This is a genomic window from Streptomyces sp. NPDC008086, assembly GCF_042957325.1.
Lineage (GTDB): Bacteria > Actinomycetota > Actinomycetes > Streptomycetales > Streptomycetaceae > Streptomyces.
In genome coordinates this window covers 17,886-38,871 of record NZ_JBIBIA010000015.1, presented here as the reverse complement: position 1 = coordinate 38,871, position 20,986 = coordinate 17,886, and the positions used below count along the sequence as shown (strand labels likewise).

Genomic DNA, 20,986 nt, shown 5'->3' with positions numbered 1-20,986 from the left:
CCACCGGCCTCGTCGGCCGACGAGCGCGAAAACTCCGGTGCCCCCCGGTGAAGAGCCTCCCCTGGCCCGTACGGGAACGGCCGACGGTAGATCCTGGTGGAGCGGCAGCACGGCACCGCCTTCGACCGGCGCAGCTCCTCCCGTACGCGCTGCCGCACGTGTACAGCAACCTCCCTTGACACTACGGGAGTTGGGCCCGACCGCCGAGGGCACGCCCGACGTCCCTGGCCGAGGCCTGGTTCGGCGCCGCCTGACGGGCTCGGACGCCTACTCCTGCAGCGGCGTGGCCGGCACCACCGCCACCGGGCTCGCGGCATGCAGCAGCACGGCGTGGGTGACGGAGCCCATCATGCGGGCGGGGGCCAGGAGACGCCGTCTGTGGCGGCCCACGACGACGAGGTGCGCGTCCCTGGAGGCGGCGACGAGGTGGCCGGCGGCGTCGCCCGGGGCGACGTAGGGATCGGCGCGGACGTCCGGGTGGCGCTCGCGGTGCGGGGCGAGGATGCCTTCCGCGAGCGTGCGGGTCTCGGCCTCGACGGCTTCCTGGTCGTGGGACGGCGGCACGATCTGGGCGGTGGCGGCCGTCCAGGCGTGCAGGGGCCAGGCGTAGGCGGCGACGACCTGGAGCCGGGCGCCACGCAGGGCGGCCTCGGCGAAGGCGAAGGACAGTGTGGCGTCGTCGGGGGTGTCGACCTGAAGGCCGACGACGACCCGCAGCCCCGGTTCGATCGGCCTCTCGTCGCGGACCTCGCGGCCGGGCTTGGGCACCACGACGACCGGGCACCCGGCGTCCCGTGCGACGGCCATGCCGGTGGAGCCGAGCAGCAGACTCGCGAAGCCGCCGCGTCCCCGTGAACCGAGCACCAACAGCTGGGCGGCAGTGCCCAGTTCGGGCAGTTCCATGGCGGCCGATCCCGCGAGGGCGGCGTACTCCGTCTCCGGCCGCTCGACCCGCCCGTCCATGTAGCGGCGGACCCGGTCGAGCACCGGGTCGTCCTCCGGTACCGGCCGTCCGGCGGGCAGGACGTCGGGCTTGGCCCATGCCGCGTACTGCTGCACATGGACGACCCGCAGCGGGGCCTCACGCACCAGGGCGGCGTCGAAGGCCCAGTCCAGCGCGACCAGGCTGTCGTCCGAACCGTCGACCGCCGCGATGACCGGCAGGGTGCTCATGGGTTCTCGCCTTTCCGGAATACGACCTTCCCCCCTCCCGGGGCCAGCCTGGCTCAGGCGTCGGCCCCAGGGGGGTTCTCAAGGTCGCGTGTCCGGAAAAACGGGCGGAACACACCCGGATCGGCCCGAAGGCGCCGTCCGGTCGGGCACCGTCAGGTCCGGCGATGTCAGGTCAGGTCGAACTCGCCCTCCCTCGCACCCGACACGAACGCACCCCATTCGGCGGGTGTGAAGATCAGGGAGGGACTCTCCGGGCTGCCGCTGTTGCGCATCGCGATGAACCCCTCGACAAAGGCGATCTGGACATCCCCCAGGCCACGGCTGCTCGAGTGCCAATCGGCGTTGCTGAGGTCCAGCTCCGGCTTCTCCCAGCCCGTGAACGGCTGCTGCTGGATGGTGCTCTCGGCCACGTCCGTGCTCCTCCCGATTCGTCGTCCGCGGGTCAGCCTAGCGATCGGTACGGAGTGCCGACAGGCCACGTGAGGGGGACCTTTGCCGAGCCGTCCCCAGCGGCATACGGGAGTGTTCTCAGGCGTTCGGCGGCTCGGATCCCACGAGCCACATCGAGAAGAACTGCGATCCGCCGCCGTAGGCGTGTCCGAGTGCCCTGCGGGCCCCGTCCACCTGGTGTTCCCCGGCCTGTCCGCGCACCTGGAGGGCGGCCTCCGCGAAGCGGATCATGCCGGAGGCGCCGATGGGGTTGGTGGACAGGACGCCCCCCGACATGTTGACGGGCAGGTCGCCGTCCAGTTCGGTCACCCCTGCCTCGGTGAGCTTCCAGCCCTCGCCCTCGGCGGCGAATCCGAGGTTCTCCAGCCACATGGGCTCGTACCAGGAGAACGGCACGTACATCTCGACGGCGTCGATGTCCCGGCGCGGATCGGCGATCCCCGCCTGCCGGTACACGTCGGCCGCGCAGTCCTTGCCGGCCTGCGGAGACACGGCGTCCTTGCCGGCGAAGAGGGTCGGCTCGCTGCGCATGGCGCCGCCGAGCATCCAGGCCGGCGGTCGGGGCGCGCGGGCGGCCCCGGCGCGGTCGGTCAGCACCATCGCGCAGGCGCCGTCGGACGACGGGCAGGTCTCCGAGTAGCGGATGGGGTCCCACAGCATGGGTGAGGCCTGGACCTTCTCCAGGGTGATGTCGTGCTCGTGCAGGTGCGCGTAGGGGTTCTTCAGCGCGTTGCGGCGGTCCTTGTACGCCACCAGCGAGCCGATCGTGTCGGGCGCGCCGCTGCGTCGCATGTACGCGCGCACGTGCGGGGCGAAGAAGCCGCCCGCCCCGGCGAGCAGGGGCTGCTGGAAGGGGATCGGCAGGGACAGTCCCCACATGGCGTTCGACTCGGACTGCTTTTCGAATGCCAGCGTCAGGACGGTGCCGTGGACGCGGGCGGCGACCAGGCCCGCGGCGACGAGGGCGGTGGATCCGCCGACCGAGCCGGCCGTGTGCACCCGGAGCATGGGCTTGCCGACCGCGCCGAGCGCGTCGGCGAGATACAGCTCCGGCATCATCACGCCCTCGAAGAAGTCGGGCGCCTTGCCGATGACCACGGCGTCGACGTCCGCCCAGGTCAGCTCGGCGTCGTCGAGGGCCCTCCGGGCGGCCTCCCGGACGAGCCCGGCGATCGACACGTCCCGGCGCGCGGCGACGTGCTTGGTCTGACCGATGCCTACGACGGCCACGGGCTCCTTGCTCATCGCGGATCCCCTTCGAGTACGGCGACCAGGTTCTGTTGCAGGCAGGGGCCGGACGTGGCGTGCGCGAGCGCCCGGTCGGACTCGCCCCGGTGGACGCGGGCGGCGGCCTCGCCGATGCGGATGAGCCCGGCGGCCATGACGGGGTTGGCGGCGAGCGCCCCGCCGGAGGGGTTGACGCGGACGCCGTCGTCGAGCTTCAGCGCCTTGCGCAGAACGACCTCCTGGGAGGTGAACGGCGCGTGCAACTCGGCGGTGTCGACGGGCCGTTGGAACGCGCCGGCCTTCTCGGCGGCGAGGCGGGTCGAGGGCGAGTCGGTGAGGTCGCGCACGCCGAGCCCGTGGGCCTCGATGCGATGGTCGATGCCGCGGATCCAGGCGGGCCGCTCGCACAGCTCACGGGCCCGCTCCCCCGCCGCGAGGATCACCGCGGCGGCCCCGTCTCCGATGGGCGGGCAGTCACCGGTGCGCAGCGGACGTACGAGGTACTCGCCCTGTGGGACCGGACCGGTCAGCTGTGCGTGGGGGTTGGCGGTGGCGTCGGCGCGGCTGCGGGCGGCCACGGCGGCGAGCGCGGGTTCGTCGGTGTCGCCGGCGTCGACGAGGGCCTGGGCCTGGAGGGCGGCGAGGGCGACGGAGTCGGGCCAGAGGGGGGCGACGTAGTACGGGTCGAGCTGGCGGGTGAGGACGTCGCGCAGCGGGCCGGGTGAGGACTTGCCGTAGGAGTAGACGAGCGCTGTGTCGGCGTCCCCGGTCAGCAGTTTGGTCCACGCCTCGTACAGGGCCCAGGCGCCGTCCATCTCGACGTGCGACTCGGAGATCGGCGGCCAGGCGCCCACGCCGTCCAGGGCGAGGGTGAAGGAGAAGGCACGGCCGGCGAGGTAGTCGCTGGAGCCGGAGCAGGTGAAGCCGATGTCGGCGGTCTTGAGGCCGGTCCGGTCGAGCACCTCGTGCAGTACGGGCATCAGCATCTCCACCTCGGAGTGGTCCTCGCTGGTGCGCCGATGGTCGGTCTGTGCGAAGGCGACGACGGCGATCTCCCGGTTCACAGCAGCTCCCTGTAGGTGTCGTAGTCCGCGTCGGGCTCGCCCGTCGGCCGGTAGTGGTCGGGATAGCGGGCCCCTTCCGTCCACACCGGCTCCACCCGCAGGCCCATCCGCACCTGGTCGTAGGGGATGCCGCCGATCCGGCCGTGCAGGGCGAGACCGGCGCCGTCGAGGGCGATATGGGCGTAGACGTACGGCACTTCGATGTCGAGGTTCTTCGCCTTGATGTTGACGATGCAGAACGTGGTGACTGTGCCGTGGGGCCCTACCTCGACCTGTTCCGATGTGGCGAGCCCACATGTGGGGCACGCACCCCTCGGCGGGACGTACACCTTGCGACAGGACGGGCAGCGTTCGCCGACGTTGCGCTGTTCGGCGAGGGCGTTGATGTAGGCGGTCTGGGCGCGGCCCGGTGAGTAGGTGTAGTCGAGTCGGGCGGGAGCGACGATGCCGGTGACCGGGTCCTCGAACTCGCCGGTGTGCCCGGTGAGTTCGGTCCGCCCACCGGAGTACGGCTCGAAGCAGGCGATGTCCGTGATCGCGCCGGTGCGCTCCTCGGCCCAGCGGATGCGGACCCGCATGCCGGTGTGCACGGCGTCGGGACCGGGCGCGTCGAGCGCGTGCAGCAGGGCGGTGTCGGAGCCGTCGAGCCGGACCAGCACCCAGGCGAAGGGGGTGTCGAGGGGCTGGTCGCGGCGGGGGGCGTGGTTCCAGGCCCAGGTGGTCACCGTGCCGGTGGGGGCGACTTCGACCAGGTCACGAATCTCCTCGGCGGTGACGGGGTCGTACTCGACGGGCGGCACGAGCGTCCGCCCGTCACCGGTCCGCACCCCGAGCACGACGCGCTCGCGCAGCCCGGTGAGAAAGGCGCTCTGGACGGGCCCGAGCGAACGGGTGAAGGGGAACTCGACGACGAGGGGAGCTTTGAGGACTTCGGGCATCGGGGGCGTGTCTCCTTCGAAAGCCGGGTGCGAGGCGCGCCCCTCAGGGGCGCGAGGCTGTGACATTTGCGGCTCCGCCGCGTGGGCGCGACCAGCTACATCTGGCCCGCAGATGTGAACCGCCCAAGCCAGCGCAGCGCCTACGTCCGCTTGTAGACAGGCGGCCGCTTCTCCGCGAAGGCACGCGCCCCCTCCTTGGCATCCGCGGTGTCGAAGATCGGCCACCCCCGCTTGAGCTCGGCGGCGAGCCCGTCCGTCTCGGTCAACTCGGCGGTGTCGTACACCGACGCCTTCACGGCCTCGACGGCCAGCGGACCGCAGGCGTTGATCTGTTCGGCGATCTCCAGGGCCTTGGTCAGCGCCGTGCCGTCGGGGACGACATGCCCGATCAGGCCGATGCCGGCGGCTTCGCGGGCGCTGTACGGGCGACCGGTGAGCAGCATCTCCAGGGCGTGGGTGCGCGGGATCTGCCGTTGCAGACGGACCGTGGAGCCGCCGATCGGGAACAGGCCGCGCTTCACCTCGAACAGACCGAAGGTGGCCGACTCGCCCGCGACGCGGATGTCCGTGCCCTGGAGCATCTCGGTGCCGCCGGCGACGCAGTACCCCTCGACGGCGGCGATCACCGGTTTGCGCGGGCGATGGTGGCGGAGCATCGCCTTCCAGTGCAGGTCGGGATCGGCCTTGAGGCGGTCGCGGTAGTGCTCGCCCGCCATGCCGTTCCCGGCGAGGGCCTTGAGGTCCATGCCGGCGCAGAAGCAACCCCCCGCTCCCGTGAACACGATCGAGCGGATCGAGTCGTCGGCGTCGGCCTCGACCCAGCCGTCGTGGAGGCCGACCAGCATCGGCAACGAGAGCGCGTTCTTCGCCTCGGGCCTGTTGAGCGTGAGCACCAGTGTGGCGCCCTCGCGCCGCACGGCGAGGTGTTCGGTGCCAGCCATGACCAGTCTCCCCTCTGACAGAACGAGAACAGGTTGCAGGAGGGGCGAAGGCACTTCAAGGGTTTTCTGACAGTCAGTCAGATTCTTTTGCGCGGAGGCTTCACAGTTGTGCCGCCCTTTGCTCTGATGACCGGCGAACCGTTGGTGAACCGTGCCCTGTCGAGGTCAGGAGGAACGGTGGAGTACAACCTTGCCGACCTGTTCGAGTCGGTCGTCGACGCGGTTCCCGACCGCGAGGCGCTCGTGTACATCGACCACCCGGGCACGGGCGCGGAGCGCCGTCTGACGTACGCGCGGCTGGACGCGGCCGCCAACCGGATCGCCCACCATCTGATCGACAGCGGGATCCGCCCCGGTGAGCACCTCGGGCTCCACCTCTACAACGGCATCGAGTACCTCCAGACGGTGCTGGCCTGCCTGAAGGCACGGATCGTGCCGGTCAACGTCAACTACCGCTATGTGGAAGAGGAGTTGGTGCACCTCTACCGGGACGCCGATCTGGCGGCCCTGGTCTTCGAGGCCGAGTTCACGGACCGTGTGGCGGCGGCGCTGCCGCGGGTGGAGGGGCTGCGGCATCTGGTGCGCGTGGGCACCGTCAGCCCCGGTGCGGTGCAAGCGCCGGTCGTGCCCGCCGTGCCCTTCGCCGACGCCGAGGCCGCCGGGTCGCCCGAGCGGGGGTTCCCAGAACGGTCGGGCGACGACCAGTTCATCATCTACACGGGCGGCACCACCGGGATGCCCAAGGGTGTGATGTGGCGCCAGGAGGATCTGTTCTTCTCCGGTCTGGGCGGAGGCGCGCCGACCGGTGAGCCGGTGAAGAAGCCCGAGGAGCTCGCGGAGCGGGTGGCCGCGGGCGGCGACGGGATCACCTTCTTCCCCACCGCCCCGCTCATGCACGGCACGTCCACCCTGACCGCCTTCATCGGCTTCAACTTCGGCCAACGCGTCGTGATCCACCGTAAGTTCGCCCCGGAGGAGGTCCTGCGGACCATCGAGAAGGAGAGGGTCACCAGTGTCTCGCTCGTGGGCGACGCGATGCTGCGGCCGCTCGTCGACGCGCTGAACGGGCCGATGAAGGGCACCGACTGCTCGTCGATGTTCAGCGTGTCGTCGTCCGGGGCGATCATGTCCGACACGGTGCGCCGGCAGTTCCAGGAACTGGTCCCGAACGTCATGCTGCTGAACAACTTCGGCTCCTCGGAGTCCGGCTTCAACGGCACCGCGACCGAGGACTCCGGCCCCGAACGCGGCTTCCGGATCCGCGTCAACTCCCGTACCCGGGTGGTGGATCCGGCGACCCATGAAGCGGTCGCCGTCGGCGAGGTGGGCCGGGTCGCGCAGTGCGGCCATGTGCCGCTCGGCTACTACAACGACCCGGGGAAAACCGCCGAGACCTTCTTCGAGAAGGACGGCCGGCGGTGGGTGCTGCTGGGCGACATGGCCACGGTCGACGAGGACGGCGTCGTCACGGTGCTGGGCCGTGGCTCGCAGTGCATCAACACCGGGGGCGAGAAGGTGTACCCGGAGGAGGTCGAGCAGGCGCTCAAGTCCCATCCCGACGTGTACGACGCGCTGGTGGCCGGGGTGCCGGACGCGAAGTGGGGCCACCATGTGGCGGCCGTGGTGCAGTTGCGGGAGGGCGCGGTACGGCCGTCGCTGGCGGACATCCAGACCCACTGCCGCTCCCACCTCGCGGGCTACAAGATTCCCCGCCAGCTGGTGATCACGGACTGGATCCGGCGCTCGCCCAGCGGCAAGGCGGACTACCGCTGGGCGCGCGAGGTGGCGACGACTGCGGAGGGGTGAATTCCGGGCCGGTCCGATTGAACCTAAGGTGACGTGCGGACGTACTCGTGGTGGCAGGCTCGGTCATCGGGCGCTGTTTGCCATGCCATCGCAAGACCGCACGGGAGGACCTCCGGGTGTCGCAGGAGGCAGCAGAGCAGGTACCGCAGGAGACGACGGAAGAGACGGGGACGGCAGAGACGGGGACCGCCTCGGCGGCGGGGAAGCCTGAGGAGGCCGAGGCTGTCGAGGCATCCGAGGCAACCGAAGGGAGTGCGGCGGCGGCCGAGGAACCCGAGGCGGACCGACCCGCCGAGCCGTCCGACTCCTCCCCCTCCCCCGGCTGGTTCGGCTGGCGCCGCCGCTACCCGCGTACGGCACGCGGCGTGGCCATCGGGACGTCCGTCCTGGCCGGGGCCCTCCTGCTCTTCGCGCTCCTCGTGCCGAACCAGCTGGAGCGGCTCACCCCCGAGGCGTTCTTCCGTCTTCCCGCCGAGGGGATCCTGCTCGCGGGCCTGCTACTGGCGCTGCCGCCGCGGTCACGGCGGCTGGCGGCGGTGGTCTCGGGCGCGCTGCTCGGGTTACTCACCGTGCTGAAGTTCGTCGACATGGGCTTCTACCAGGTGCTGGCCCGGCCCTTCGACCTGGTCCTGGACTGGATCCTGCTCGACGACGCGGCGGAGTTCGTGCGGGAGTCCTTCGGCCGGACCGGCCAGGTGCTCGCGGTGGTCGGGGTGATCGTCCTGTTCGTCGCCGTGCTCGTCCTCATGACGCTGGCGATGGTGCGGGTGACGAACCTGATGGTCGGCCACCGTGCCGTCGCCGCCCGTACGACGCTGATCCTCGGCACCGCGTGGATCACCTGCATGACACTGGGCATCCAGTTCACCGGCGTCCCGCTGGCCACCAAGGCCAATGCCGACCTGGTCAACAACCGGGTGGAACAGGTGCGTGCGGGCCTGGAGGACGGGCGGGTCTTCCAGAAGCAGGCCGCCGTGGACGCGTTCGCGAAGACGCCGCCGGACCAGTTGCTCACCGGGCTGCGCGGCAAGGACGTCCTGTTCACGTTCATCGAGAGCTACGGTCGTGTCGCGATCGACGACCCGGCGATGGCACCGCAGGTCGACGCGGCGCTCAAGGAAGGGACGAGCGACCTCAAGGCGGCCGGGTTCCAGTCGCGCAGCGGCTGGCTGCGTTCGCCGGTGACGGGAGCCGGCAGCTGGCTGGCACACTCCACCTTCCTCTCCGGGGTCTGGATCAAGAACCAGCAGCGGTACCGGAGTCTGACCACCAGCGACCGCGCGACGCTCAACAGCTACTTCCGCAAGACCGGCGCCTGGCGCACGGTCGGCGTCGTGCCCGGGGTACGGCGGGCCTGGCCGGAGGGCAAGTACTTCGCGCTCGACCACATCTACGACTCCGAGCACCTGGGCTACCACGGCCCGTACTTCAGCTGGACGCCCGTGCCCGACCAGTTCAGCCTGGAGGCGTTCCAGCGACTGGAGCACGGTAAGAAGGGCCGCGAGCCGATCATGGCGGAGATCATCCTGGCCTCCAGCCACAACCCCTGGTCCCCCATCGCACACATGATCGACTGGGACGACCTCGGCGACGGTTCCGTCTTCCACCAGATCAAGAAGGAGGGCACGGACCCGAAGGAGGTCTGGAAGGACCCCGAGCGCGTCCGCACCGAGTACCGCCGCGCCATCGAGTACTCCCTCCACAGCCTCACCGAGTGGGTCGAGCGCTACGGCACGGACGACACGGTCCTCGTCTTCCTCGGCGACCACCAGCCCGTCCCGACCGTCACCGCGGGCAACACGAGCAAGGACGTCCCCGTCACCATCGTCGCCCGTGACCAGAAGGTCCTCGACCGGATCGCCGACTGGCACTGGACGGACGGCCTCAAGCCCGCCGAGAACGCGCCGACCTGGGGCATGGACAAGTTCCGCGACCGTTTCCTGACGGCGTACGGGCCCCGGAAGGACTGAGACCGGCGGCGATCGCGCCGCGGCCTCGAGAGACGTGCGGAGAGGAGACGTAGGGACGGCAGAAAGTCCGGCCCGCCCCCTTGCCTGATCATTCCGTGCCTGGATTACTGATCCCGAACGCCCGGACCGAATGATCGGTCGTCCGGATTGGCGCGGTTGGCGAGGGAGAAGTCCCGATGGCGGATGCGACGGAGCTGCTGGACTCGGGGGAACGGCTCGCGCCGGCGGCACTGCGGGCGTTGCAGCTGGAGCGGCTGCGGACCTCGCTGCGGCACGCGTACGACAACGTGCCCTTCTACCGGGACTCCTTCGACAAGGCCGGCGTACGGCCCGAGGACTGCCGCTCGCTCGCCGACCTGGCCCGCTTCCCGTTCACGACCAAGGCCGACCTGCGGGAGAACTACCCGTACGGGATGTTCGCCGTGCCCCAGGACCGGATCCGCCGTATCCACGCCTCCAGCGGCACCACCGGACGCCCCACGGTCGTCGGCTACACGGACGCCGACCTCTCCCTGTGGTCCGACATGGTGGCGAGGTCCATCCGGGCGGCCGGCGGCCGGCCCGGCGACAAGGTGCATGTGGCGTACGGCTATGGGTTGTTCACCGGTGGGCTGGGCGCACACTACGGCGCCGAACGGCTGGGCTGTACGGTCATCCCCGCGTCCGGCGGCATGACGGCCCGCCAGGTCCAGCTGATCCAGGACCTCAGGCCCGAGATCATCATGGTGACGCCGTCCTACATGCTCACCCTCCTCGACGAGTTCGAACGGCAGGGCGTCGATCCCCGCGGCACCTCGCTGCGCGTCGGCGTCTTCGGCGCCGAACCCTGGACCGAGCGGATGCGCGAGGAGATCGAGGAGCGGTTCGCGATCGACGCCGTCGACATTTACGGCTTGTCCGAGGTGATCGGCCCCGGGGTCGCGCAGGAGTGTGTGGAGACCAAGGACGGGCTGCACGTGTGGGAGGACCACTTCTTCCCCGAGATCGTCGACCCGATCACGGGTGAGGTGCTGCCCGACGGCGAGGAGGGCGAGCTGGTCTTCACCTCGCTCACCAAGGAGGCCATGCCCGTCATCAGGTACCGCACCCGGGATCTGACGCGACTGCTGCCGGGGACGGCCCGGGTGTTCCGGCGGATGGAGAAGATCACCGGGCGCAGTGACGACATGGTCATCCTGCGCGGAGTCAATCTCTTCCCCACCCAGATCGAGGAGATCGTGCTCCGGACCCCGGGCGTGGCACCGCACTTCCAGCTGCGTCTGACGAGGGAGGGCCGTCTCGACGCCCTCACCGTGCGCGCGGAGGCCCGCCCCGACGCCTCACTCGAGGTCCGAGACGCGGCGGCGCGGGCCATCGCCGCGGCCGTGAAGGACGGCATCGGGGTGTCGGTCGCCGTGGAGATCGTCGAGCCGGAGTCGCTGGCACGGTCCGTGGGCAAGATCCGGCGGATCGAGGACCTACGGCCCCGCTAGGCACGGCCGAAGCTGCCGCGCCGGCCGGCCTGGCCCCTGGCCCAGCTCCCCTGACCCGTCCTCACCTACTCACCTACTCATCGGCGAACCGGTCCCGCAGCTCCCGCTTGAGGATCTTCCCGCTCGCGTTGCGCGGCAGCTCGGTCACGAACACCACCCGCTTCGGTGCCTTGAAGCGGGCGAGCTTCTCGCGCGCGTGCTCGATGAGTTCGGCCTCGCTCACCTCGCCGCGCGGCACGACGACCGCGGTTACGGCCTCGATCCAGCGCTCGTCGGGCAGGCCGATCACGGCGACCTCGGCGACGGCCTCATGCGTGTACAGGGCGTCCTCGACCGCGCGTGAGGCGATGAGTACGCCACCGGAGTTGATGGCGTCCTTCACCCGGTCGACGATCGTGAAGTAGCCGTGCGCGTCGCGCACCGCGAGGTCGCCGGAGCGGAACCAGCCGTCGCGGAAGGCCTCTGCGGTCTCGTCGGGCTTGTCCCAGTAGCCCTCGCACAGCTGCGGGGAGCGGTAGACGATCTCGCCGGAGGTGCCGTCGGGCACGTCCTCGCCGTTCTCGTCGACGACCCGGGCGTCGACGAAGAGGACGGGACGGCCGCAGGAGTCCATCCGGCCCTTGTGTTCGTCCGGACCCAGCACCATGGCCAGCGGGCCGATCTCGCTCTGCCCGAAGCAGTTGTAGAAGGCCAGGTCGGGCCATCGCTCACGCAGTCGTTCCAGGACCGGCACGGGCATGATCGAGGCGCCGTAGTACGCCTTGCGCAGCCCGTCGAGCTCGCGGGTCGCGAAGTCGGGGCGGTTGGCCAGGCCGATCCACACCGTGGGCGGGGCGAACAGGCTGTCCGCGCGGCCGGTCTCGATCAGGTCGAAGAGCCGGTCGCCGTCGGGGGACTCCAGGATGACGTTGGTGGCGCCGACGGCCAGGTACGGCATGAGGAACACGTGCATCTGCGCCGAGTGGTACAGCGGCAGCGAATGAACGGGGCGGTCCCCGGCGCTCAGGTCGAGCGCGGCGATCGCGCTCAGGTACTCGTGGACCAGGGCGCGGTGGGTCATCATCGCACCCTTCGGCAGGGCCGTGGTGCCGGAGGTGTAGAGCAGCTGCACCAGGTCCTCGCCGCGCGCCTGCGGGCCGTCGTACGGGGGCGCCGTCGCCTGTCGCGTCTGCAGTGAGTCGTGGGCGTCGCGCAGCGGCATCGTACGGACGCCGTCGGGGAGCCGGCCGGCGAGGGCGGGGTCGGCGAGGATCAGGGAACTGCCGGACTGGTCGAGGATGTAGGCGAGGTCGTCCCCGGTGAGGTGGTGGTTGACGGGGACGTGGACGAGGCCCGCGCGGGCGCACGCCAGGAAGGCGACGAGGTACGCGCAGGAGTTGTGGCCGTAGGCGGCCACCCGGTCGCCGGGGGCGAGTCCCTGGTCGAGCAGGACGCTCGCCGCGCGGGAGACGGCGTCGTCGAGTTCCTCGTAGGTCCACGCGCGTTCGCGGTCCTCGACCGCGACGCGTGCCGGCGTGCGTCCGGCGCTGCGGCGCAGTACTCCGTCAACCGTGCTGCCGTGTGCTGGCGTCATGACACATGATCCTCGGTGTCTCGCACGGACGGGTCAAGGCGGAGGCCGGACACCCGACCGGGGACGCATACCCGTTGGTATGCCAACTGCTCCTTCCCTCAATGACGTTGGGAGGCACGATGCGCACCCGCCCCAGACGACTCGTCGTCGCGGCCGTCGCCCTGCTCGCCACCACGGCCGGGCTGCCCGCGACCGCGGCCGAGCGGCAGGATTCGCAAGCCCGGCACGAACAGCTCTCGCACGGTGGTCTGTCCGCCGCCGTCCGCTACACCGAGTACGGCATTCCGCACATTGTCGCCAGGGACTACAAGTCCCTGGGATTCGGCACCGGTTGGGCGCAGGCCGCCGACCAGGTGTGCACGCTCGCCGACGGCTTCGTGACCGTGCGCGGCGAGCGTTCGCGGTTCTTCGGGCCGGACGCGGCGACCGACTTCTCCCTCTCCTCCGCGACCCGGAACCTCTCCAGCGACCTGTACTTCCGCGGCGTACGGCAGACCCGCACGGTGGAGAAGCTCCTCGCCGAACCGGCACCGCGCGGTCCGAGCCGTCAGGTCAGGGACCTCATGCGGGGCTTCGCGGCCGGGTACAACACCTGGCTGAAGCGGAGCCGGATCACCGACCCCGCCTGCAAGGGCGCCGCCTGGGTGCGCCCGGTCACCGAGCTGGACGTGGCCGCCCGCTTCTACGCCATCGCCGTACTAGGCGGTCAGGGCGGCGCCGTGGACGACATCACCGGCGCCCAGCCGCCCACCGCCTCAGCCGCCCATGCCGAGGGCAGCGGGCCCGCCCCCGACGCCGGGGCCCTGATACGGGCGGTGCGCGAGCGGACCGCCGACGCGGACATGGGCTCGAACGCGGTCGCCTTCCACGGCGACACCACGGCCGACGGGCGCGGCCTGCTGCTGGGCAACCCGCACTACCCGTGGCACGGCGGACGCCGCTTCTGGCAGGCACAGCAGACGATCCCCGGCGAGCTGAACATCGCCGGCGCCTCCCTGCTCGGCTCGCCGACGATCTCCATCGGCTACAACGCCCATGTGGCGTGGAGCCACACCGTGTCGACCGGAGTCCCGTTCAGTCTGCACCGGCTGACGCTGGACCCCACCGACCCCACGGTCTATCTCGTGGACGGCGGGCGCGAGCGCATGAAGAAGCGGACGGTGAGCGTCGCGGTCAAGGGCGGCGCCCCGGTGACCCGGACCCAGTGGTGGACCCGGTACGGCCCGGTGGTGGCCTCCACGGACGGCGAGCTCCCGCTGCCCTGGACCGCCACGACGGCGTACGCGCTCAACGACCCCAACGCGGCCAACATGCGCTTCGCCGACACCTCCCTCGGCTTCAGCAAGGCGCGCGGCACGGCCGACGTCCTCGCGTCCCTCGCCCGGCACCAGGGGCTCCCGTGGGTGAACACCATCGCCGCGGACTCCTCGGGGCACTCGCTGTACACCCAGTCCCAGGTGCTGCCCCGGGTCACCGACGACCTCGCGGCGCACTGCTCCACGGACCTCGGCAAGGCCACCTATCCGGCGGCGGGCCTCGCGGTCCTCGACGGATCCCGGGGTGACTGCGCGTTCGGCCGCGACGCCGACGCCCTCCAGCCCGGGATCTTCGGGCCCGCGCGCATGCCGACGCTGAAGGACGCGCCGTACGCGGAGAACTCCAACGACAGCGCCTGGCTGGCCAACGCGGACCGGCCGCTCACCGGGTACGAGCGGGTCTTCGGCACCATCGGCACACAGCGGTCGCCGCGCACGCGCGGCGCGATCGAGGACGTGGCGGCGATGGCGCGGCGGGGCGGTCTGACCGTCCGTGACCTGGAGCGCCAGCAGTTCACCAACCGGGTGCCGGTGGCCGGCCTGGCCGCGGCCGACGCGACGAAGGCCTGTGCCGCGCTGCCGGATGGCACGGCGACGGGCAGCGACGGCAGGGTCGTCGACGTGGCGGAGGCCTGCCCGGTGCTCGCGGCCTGGGACCGCACCATGGACACCGGCAGCCGGGGTGCCCTGCTCTTCGACCGGTTCTGGCGGAAGCTGACGGCGAAGGTGCCGGCGGCCCAGCGGTGGAAGGTGCCCTTCTCGGCGACGGACCCGGTGCACACGCCGAACACCCTCAACACCGACGCTCCCGGCTTCGCCACGGCCCTGGCGGACGCGGTCGCCGAACTCCGGTCGGCGGGCATCGCGCTCGACTCCCGGCTCGGCGAGCGCCAGTTCATCGTACGCAACGGTCAGCGCATCCCCGTGCCGGGCGGCACGGAGGGGATGGGCGTGTGGAACAAGATCGAGCCGGTGTGGAACGCGGCGCAGGGCGGCTACACCGAGGTGACGACCGGCTCCAGCCACATCCAGGCGGTCGGCTGGGACGGCAGCCGCTGCCCGGTGGCCCGGACCCTCCTGACGTACTCCCAGTCCGCGAACCCGAACTCGCCGCACTTCAGTGACCAGACCCGGTTGTTCTCGGGTGAGAAGTGGGTGACGGCGCGGTTCTGCGAGCAGGACATCCTGGCGTCGCCGGTTCTGAAGGTTGTGCGGGTGAGCGAACGCTGAGTCAGTGTGGTCCCGTTCCACATGGGGCGGGACCACATATGAGTGACCCATGGGATGCGCTGAGAACGCGCCATGGGTCAACGGCCATTCACCGAATGCTTCATTTGCTTCCCCGTGCTCCCGTGCGCCCCTTTGGAGAAAGGTTTCCGGAAACCAAGAGTCACTTGGACTGGGCAGGACTTGTCTCAAGTGTTCAAGTCCGTGGCACGTTCACCAATTTTCGCGTGCCGCGTATGGCAGGAGGTTTTCATGAGCCGTGCCGTGCCTGAACGAAAGCGTACATGGAGGACAGGAACTGCTCCAGGCATATTCCCAGTCCTCGGCCACGGTATCGCGTTATACCGACAACCGCTGGCGTTTCTGAATTCTTTGCCCGCGTACGGCGATCTGGTCGAGATACGGCTGGGCCCCCAGCGTGCCTGGATGGTGTGCCACCCCGAGCTGACCCACGAGGTGCTCATGGATCCGCACACCTTCGACAAGGGGGGCCCGCTGTACGACAGGCTCGGGAAGCTGATGGGCGACGGTCTCGTCACCTGCCGACAGCCGACACATCGGGACAAACGCCGGCTGTTGCAGCCCGCGTTCCGCCCCTCCCACGTCGCCGAATACACGGACCTGGTCACCGAGGAGGCCGCGGAGGTGTGCCGTGCGTGGCCGGTCGGCCAGGACGTCGCCGTCACCGAGGCGATGATGGCCCTCACGACCCGGGTGACCAGCCGTGTTCTCCTCTCCGATTCCCTGGACGAACGGACGACCGCGGAGGTGCGGGACTGTCTCGGCGCGGTCGTGCGCGGCCTGTTCGTCCGCACGGTCGTACCGATCGACGCCCTGTTCCGCCTCCCCACACCCACCAACCGCCGCTATCGCCGCGCGCTCTCCCGCCTGCACGAGATCATCGACAGGGCGATCGCAGAGCGTCGGCGGGGCGCCGACCGCGACGACGTCCTGGGCACGCTGCTGAAGGCTGCCAGGGGCGACGCCTCTACGGCCGCCGACGGCGAGGGCTCGACGACCGCGGTCACCGACCAGGAGGTTCATGATCACCTGATCACGCTGCTGCTGACGGGCGTCGAGACCCTGGCACTCGCACTGACGAGCGCCTTCAGCCTGCTGGCCCGCCATCCGGAAGCGGAGCGGCGGCTGCACGCCGAACTCGACTCCGTCCTCCCCGAAGGGCGGCGGCCCACTCGCGAGGACCTGCCGCACCTCGTCTACACCCGGTGCGTCGTCTCCGAGACGCTGCGCCACTCGTCGCCCGGCTGGCTCTTCACCCGCGTCGCCACCAAGGAGACCGAGCTCGCCGGATGCCGTCTGCCCAAGGGCGCCACCGTCCTGTACAGCCCCCACCTCCTGCACCACGACCCCTCGTCGTTCCCCGACCCCGAGCGATTCGACCCCGACCGCTGGTTGCCGGGACGGCCCACCGCCGAAGAGCGCCGCGCGATGATGCCGTTCTCCGCGGGCAACCGCAAATGCCTCGGTGACGAGTTCGCGATGGTGGAGGCCACCCTGGCGCTCGCGACCATCGCGGGCCGCCGGCGCCTGCGTCATCTGCCCGGGTATGTCGACCGGAAGCCGCGCCCCGGGATCACGATGGGACCGCGATCCCTGGTCATGACGTGCGCGCCCCGATCCCGAATGCCCTCCGCCGTCTCACTCGCGCATCGAGCGACCGCCGCCCCGTGCACATCGGACAGCCGAACGGCAGGTGACCACGTTGTCGACGACGCATGAGGAAATCCCCCTCGGCCTACCGGACGAAATGCCGGTCGCCAACCTCCGGGACCTGATCGACGTCAACCTCCACATGCCTTTCCCGTTCCGGCGCCACCCTCGTGAGACCGAAGCCGCCATCGGCGTCGACGCATGGCTGAGGGTGTGGGGGCTGACCGACGAACCCGATGTGGCGGCGATGATCGCCCGCACCCGCCCCGCCGAACTCGCGAGCTACACCAGCCCCACCGTGGATTTCGGCGTCCTGCAGATCGTGGCTCACCAGATCGCCTACCAGTTCGTCTTCGACGACCTCGCGGAGGACCTCGGCCGACGTTCTCCGGGCAGGTTGCTGCCCATGCTGTGCGAGAGTGTCGCGATCCTGCGGGACGGCCGGCAGCCCAGCACCCCCCTCGGAGCCGCCCTGGCCGATCTCCACCGCCAGGTTCGTGAACACTGCACACCCGCCCAGGCCGCGCGATGGGCTTGGCAGAGCTGTGAATACGTGCACGGCCTGCTGTACGAGGCCGTGGCCCAGACCCACCCCGTCCTCCTGCGCACCGGCGACTGCACCTCCATCCGGTCGCTGACCGCGGGCGTCGAGCCGTTCTACCCGTTGTACGAGGGCGCGCGGGCACGCGAGCTGACCGCGGCCGAGGTGCATCATCCCGTCGTACGGCGACTGAGCCGGCTGTCGGCCGACGCCGCCGTGTGGACGGCCGACCTGTTCTCGGCGGTGAAGGAGCAGCGCGCAGGCGAAATGATCAATCTTGCCCTGGCCCACCAGCGTGAACAACGGTGCTCGCTGCCGGCCGCCGTGCTCCTGGCCATCGAGGAGATCAACAGCACGATCGAGGAGTTCCGAAGGCTCCGCGACGGGATCGAACCGGAGTTGAGCCCCGCGGGCATCCGCTATGTGGAGGGCATGGTCGGCTGGATCCGCGGGTGCTACGACTGGTCCCGTGCCGTGCCCCGGTACGCGGATGTGACGTCGGTGCCCGCCGTGCCGTAGACCTCCCGGCGCCTGCCTGCATCAGCCCTGCCAGGGAGACGTCCATCCGTGTCCACTACCCAGCGGGTGGGCGTTCTCCCACCTACCGTTCACGATTCACCCTATGGTGCTCAATTCGTCCTGCCGCATCGTCGCGAGGCGTACGCTCGGCTTCCTCCGAGCCGAACGACAGAAGGTGGTACGGCACATGGCGATGGAGCCTCGGCACCCGGTCACGGACCAGCGGACGTTGATCGAGCGCCGACGGGAACTTCAGGCCCTCGACGCCGCGTTCAAGGAACTGCGACGCACCACGGACGGTGTGCCGCAAGCGAGGCGCAAGGGGCTGCTCGCCTTCAGCGGACCGGCCGGACTGGGCAAGACGGCGCTGATCACGGAAGCCCGTCAGCGGGCCATGGCCTCGGGATTCACCGTGCTGTCGGGGAGGGGCGGGGAGAAGGAGCAGGGGTCGGCGTTCCGCGTGGTCCGCCAGCTCGTACAGCCCTTGCTGGCCAGGATGGAGGCAGCCGAACTCCGGGCCTTCCTGGGCAGCTGGTACGACGTCATGGCCGCGGTGCTCGGTCTCGAGGCGCGAGGCCCTGCCCCGGCACCCGACCCGACGGGGGTCCGGGAAGGTCTCGACTGGGTCATGACCTGCCTCACCATCAAGAAGGCGCCCGTCGTCCTGCTCCTGGACGACCTGCACTGGGCGGACGCCGAGTCCTTGAGCTGGCTCGATTCCTTCGCGTCACGGGTCGATGACCTGCCCCTGCTGATCGTGGTCGCCTACCGGCCCGACGAGCTGCCCTCGGAGGCGGGCGAACTGCGCACCCTCGTCGGGCATCACAGCGATCACCCCCACGACCTCGCGTGCCTCACCGCGGACGGCGTGGCGCAGATCGTCAGGAGCCAGGTCGGTCACCGGGCCGAGGACGTGTTCTGCAAGGAGTGCTGGTCGGCCACCGGTGGGAGCCCCTTCGAGACGGTGGAGCTCGCCATCGGCCTCGCCGAGCGGAAACTGAGCGGCAGCGAGGACGACCTGCCCGCGATGCGGGAACTCGCTGCGGCCATCAAGGGTCCTGGACTGATCGAGCGTCTGGAAGGCCTCGCCACCACGACCGTCCGCTTCGCGCACTCCGCCGCCGTGCTGGGTTCGCCTTTCTCACCACAACTCGCCGCGACCATCGCTGTGCTCGGCGACGAGACCGTCGCCGAGGCGACCCAGCAGCTTCGCGCGGCCCGGATCCTCTCCGACGGCCACGGCCCGGAGGGTGAGCTCGAGTTCGTCCACCCCCTGATCGCCACGACGATCTACCGGTCCATCCGCGCCGGCTTCCGGGCCGGTCTGCACAACGCGGCCGCGAACGCCGTGCTGAACGCGGGCTACGGCCCCACCGCCGCCGCCCGGCATCTACTGGAGGTGCCCTGCGAGGGCAGCCCCGAGACGGTCGAGTGTCTGCGCGAGGCCGCTCGCGAATACCTCGGCGCCGGGGCGACCGAGGCCGCCCGGCGCCTGCTGACCCGGGCGTTGCAGGAGCCGCCCCTCCCGGAGGAGCGCGCCGCGGTCCTGCACGAACTCGCGCTCGCCACGTTCCTGATCGAGCCCACGGCCACGGTGCGGCTTCTCCATCAGGCGCTGGCGGAGCCCGATGTCGAACCCGACCTGCGCGCCTCCATCGTCTACCGGCTGACGACAGCGCTCGCCCACACCGACCGGATGGACGAGGCCGTGACCGTGGCCGCCGAGGAGGCCCGGCAGGCCACGAATCCACGCGTCAAACTGCGGATGCAGGCCGACCAGTTCGTCTGGAGCACGATGCGCGCGGAGGATCCGGACTCTCCCGCGCGTTCCAGGAGGCTGGCGCGGCTGGCCGAGCAGTTGCCCGGCCGCAGCCTGGAGGAGCGCTACATCCTCGGGTTGCGGGCCTGGGACGCCGTGTTGCGCGGCGAACCACGGCAGACCGCGCTCGGCTACGCGGAGAAGTCCCTTCGCGGCGGCATGAGCTGGACCGACGAGAACCGTGGCTTCGAGGTGCCCCTTTCGGTGGCTCTGGTGTTCATGTACGGCGACCAGCCGCGCCGGGCCGAGGAGTTGTTCGAGAAGGGGATCGCCGAGTGCGTGGGCAAGGGCTGGCACGGCTCCCACCTGGCCTTCGGCCAGACCATCGCCGGCTATGTCCGCTACCACCGCGGTTGTCTGGCCGAGGCCGAGGACCTGGTCAGGGAAGGACTGCGCATCGCCGACAAGGTGGAAGGCGTCGTGGCCGCCCAGTGGTACGGCGTCAGTGTCCTGATCCAGACCTTGCTGGCCCGTGGGCGCGTCACCGAGGCGCGCGCTCTCGCCGACGACCACCACTTCGGTGAGATGACTCCGAACGCCGTCATCTATCCGGACCCACGCACCGTGTACGCGGAACTGCTCCTGGCGGAGGGCCGGCACGCGGAGGCTGCGACGCTGCTGTCCGCGGTCGGGGACTGGCTGGACGGACGGGCCTGGCGCAACCCGGCGTGGTGCCCGTGGCAGCTGCGCCTCGCGACCGCGCTCGCCCCGACCGCCCCGGACGAGGCGGTCCATCACGCCCAGGACGCCGTCAAGCGCGCCCGGGACTTCGGCGCCGCTTCCACCATCGGCCAGGCCCTCCACACCCTCGCCGAGGTGACCGGCGGGCCGGCCGCGCTGGACCTGTACGCGGAGGCGATCGACTGCCTGGAGCAGTCCCCGGCGGCGTACGAACTCGCTCGCGCCCAAGTCGGCCACGGCGCCGCGCTGTCCCGCCACGGGCGACTCCAGGAGGCCGCCGACCGGCTCTACCAGGGCCTGGAAGGCGCCGTCCACTGTGGGGCCGAGGCGCTCGCCACCCGTGCCAGGGAGGAGCTCTCGACAGCTGGTCTGCGTCCGCTGCCCCTGCGTTATGTGCAGGCGGACGCGCTCACCGCGCGCGAACGCCGAACGGCAGAACTGACCGTCCAGGGAAGCCCGGTGGCATCGATCGCGGCGGATCTGCACCTGACCGAACAGGGCGTACGGCAGCTGCTGTCGAGTGTCTACCGCAAGATCGGCACCGACGCGGCTGGCCTCGCCAGAGCACTGGGGGCTCCTCCGCGTATGCGCCCCTGAC

The 20,986-nt window shown here is 70.6% G+C and carries 14 protein-coding genes; 7 read left to right on the top strand and 7 right to left on the bottom strand.

What is annotated here, in order from left to right; translation table 11 throughout:
* Positions 1-267 precede the first annotated feature (267 nt).
* From ACFZBP_RS38235 to ACFZBP_RS38210, 6 genes are all read right to left on the bottom strand, one after another.
* Entirely contained in the window at positions 268-1,173 is a 906-nt protein-coding gene (locus ACFZBP_RS38235; protein ID WP_391420479.1) for a universal stress protein, read from the bottom strand.
* A 167-nt stretch (positions 1,174-1,340) separates the two neighbouring features.
* Positions 1,341-1,583 carry a DUF397 domain-containing protein gene (locus ACFZBP_RS38230; protein ID WP_030048218.1) on the bottom strand — a complete coding sequence of 81 codons (243 nt, stop codon included), beginning with the start codon at positions 1,581-1,583 and terminating at the stop codon, positions 1,341-1,343.
* A 118-nt stretch (positions 1,584-1,701) separates the two neighbouring features.
* A complete protein-coding gene (locus ACFZBP_RS38225) occupies positions 1,702-2,868 on the bottom strand; it encodes a thiolase domain-containing protein (protein WP_383452537.1) in 1,167 nt (388 codons plus the stop codon).
* Positions 2,865-3,914, bottom strand: coding sequence for a thiolase domain-containing protein (locus tag ACFZBP_RS38220; RefSeq protein ID WP_391420476.1), 1,050 nt, complete (start codon positions 3,912-3,914; stop codon positions 2,865-2,867). The genes ACFZBP_RS38225 and ACFZBP_RS38220 overlap by 4 nt, the downstream gene beginning before the upstream one ends.
* Positions 3,911-4,852, bottom strand: a complete 942-nt coding sequence (locus tag ACFZBP_RS38215; protein WP_391420474.1) for an OB-fold domain-containing protein — start codon at positions 4,850-4,852, stop codon at positions 3,911-3,913. Before ACFZBP_RS38215 ends, ACFZBP_RS38220 begins: the two co-directional genes overlap by 4 nt.
* A 140-nt stretch (positions 4,853-4,992) precedes the next feature.
* On the bottom strand, positions 4,993-5,793 hold the full coding sequence (locus tag ACFZBP_RS38210) for a crotonase/enoyl-CoA hydratase family protein (RefSeq protein WP_383452530.1): 801 nt from the start codon (positions 5,791-5,793) through the stop codon (positions 4,993-4,995).
* A gap of 177 nt (positions 5,794-5,970) precedes the next feature.
* On the opposite strand from ACFZBP_RS38210, the gene ACFZBP_RS38205 reads away from it, so the two are divergent.
* From ACFZBP_RS38205 to paaK, 3 genes are all read left to right on the top strand, one after another.
* Positions 5,971-7,599: an AMP-binding protein gene (locus tag ACFZBP_RS38205; protein ID WP_391420471.1), complete on the top strand. Its 1,629-nt coding sequence runs from the start codon at positions 5,971-5,973 to the stop codon at positions 7,597-7,599.
* Positions 7,600-7,715: 116 nt separating this feature from the next.
* Positions 7,716-9,569, top strand: coding sequence for a sulfatase (locus ACFZBP_RS38200; RefSeq protein ID WP_391420469.1), 1,854 nt, complete (start codon positions 7,716-7,718; stop codon positions 9,567-9,569).
* A gap of 176 nt (positions 9,570-9,745) precedes the next feature.
* Positions 9,746-11,041 carry a phenylacetate--CoA ligase PaaK gene (gene paaK / locus ACFZBP_RS38195; protein ID WP_391420467.1) on the top strand — a complete coding sequence of 432 codons (1,296 nt, stop codon included), beginning with the start codon at positions 9,746-9,748 and terminating at the stop codon, positions 11,039-11,041.
* 73 nt (positions 11,042-11,114) lie between these two features.
* Here paaK and ACFZBP_RS38190 read toward each other — a convergent pair whose 3' ends face one another.
* Positions 11,115-12,614: an acyl-CoA synthetase gene (locus tag ACFZBP_RS38190; protein ID WP_383452522.1), complete on the bottom strand. Its 1,500-nt coding sequence runs from the start codon at positions 12,612-12,614 to the stop codon at positions 11,115-11,117.
* A gap of 119 nt (positions 12,615-12,733) precedes the next feature.
* On the opposite strand from ACFZBP_RS38190, the gene ACFZBP_RS38185 reads away from it, so the two are divergent.
* The 4 genes from ACFZBP_RS38185 to ACFZBP_RS38170 all read left to right on the top strand — a co-directional run bounded on the left by ACFZBP_RS38185 (position 12,734) and on the right by ACFZBP_RS38170 (position 20,985).
* Entirely contained in the window at positions 12,734-15,160 is a 2,427-nt protein-coding gene (locus ACFZBP_RS38185; protein ID WP_391420465.1) for a penicillin acylase family protein, read from the top strand.
* Between the two features lie 249 nt (positions 15,161-15,409).
* Positions 15,410-16,897, top strand: coding sequence for a cytochrome P450 (locus ACFZBP_RS38180; protein ID WP_391420462.1), 1,488 nt, complete (start codon positions 15,410-15,412; stop codon positions 16,895-16,897).
* Complete coding sequence (locus ACFZBP_RS38175) at positions 16,872-17,888, top strand: (-)-alpha-amorphene synthase (RefSeq protein WP_383452516.1); 1,017 nt, start codon at positions 16,872-16,874, stop codon at positions 17,886-17,888. The genes ACFZBP_RS38180 and ACFZBP_RS38175 overlap by 26 nt, the downstream gene beginning before the upstream one ends.
* A gap of 187 nt (positions 17,889-18,075) precedes the next feature.
* Positions 18,076-20,985 (top strand): AAA family ATPase, encoded by a 2,910-nt coding sequence (locus ACFZBP_RS38170; RefSeq protein ID WP_391420458.1) that lies wholly within the window; start codon positions 18,076-18,078, stop codon positions 20,983-20,985.
* Position 20,986: the final 1 nt, after the last annotated feature.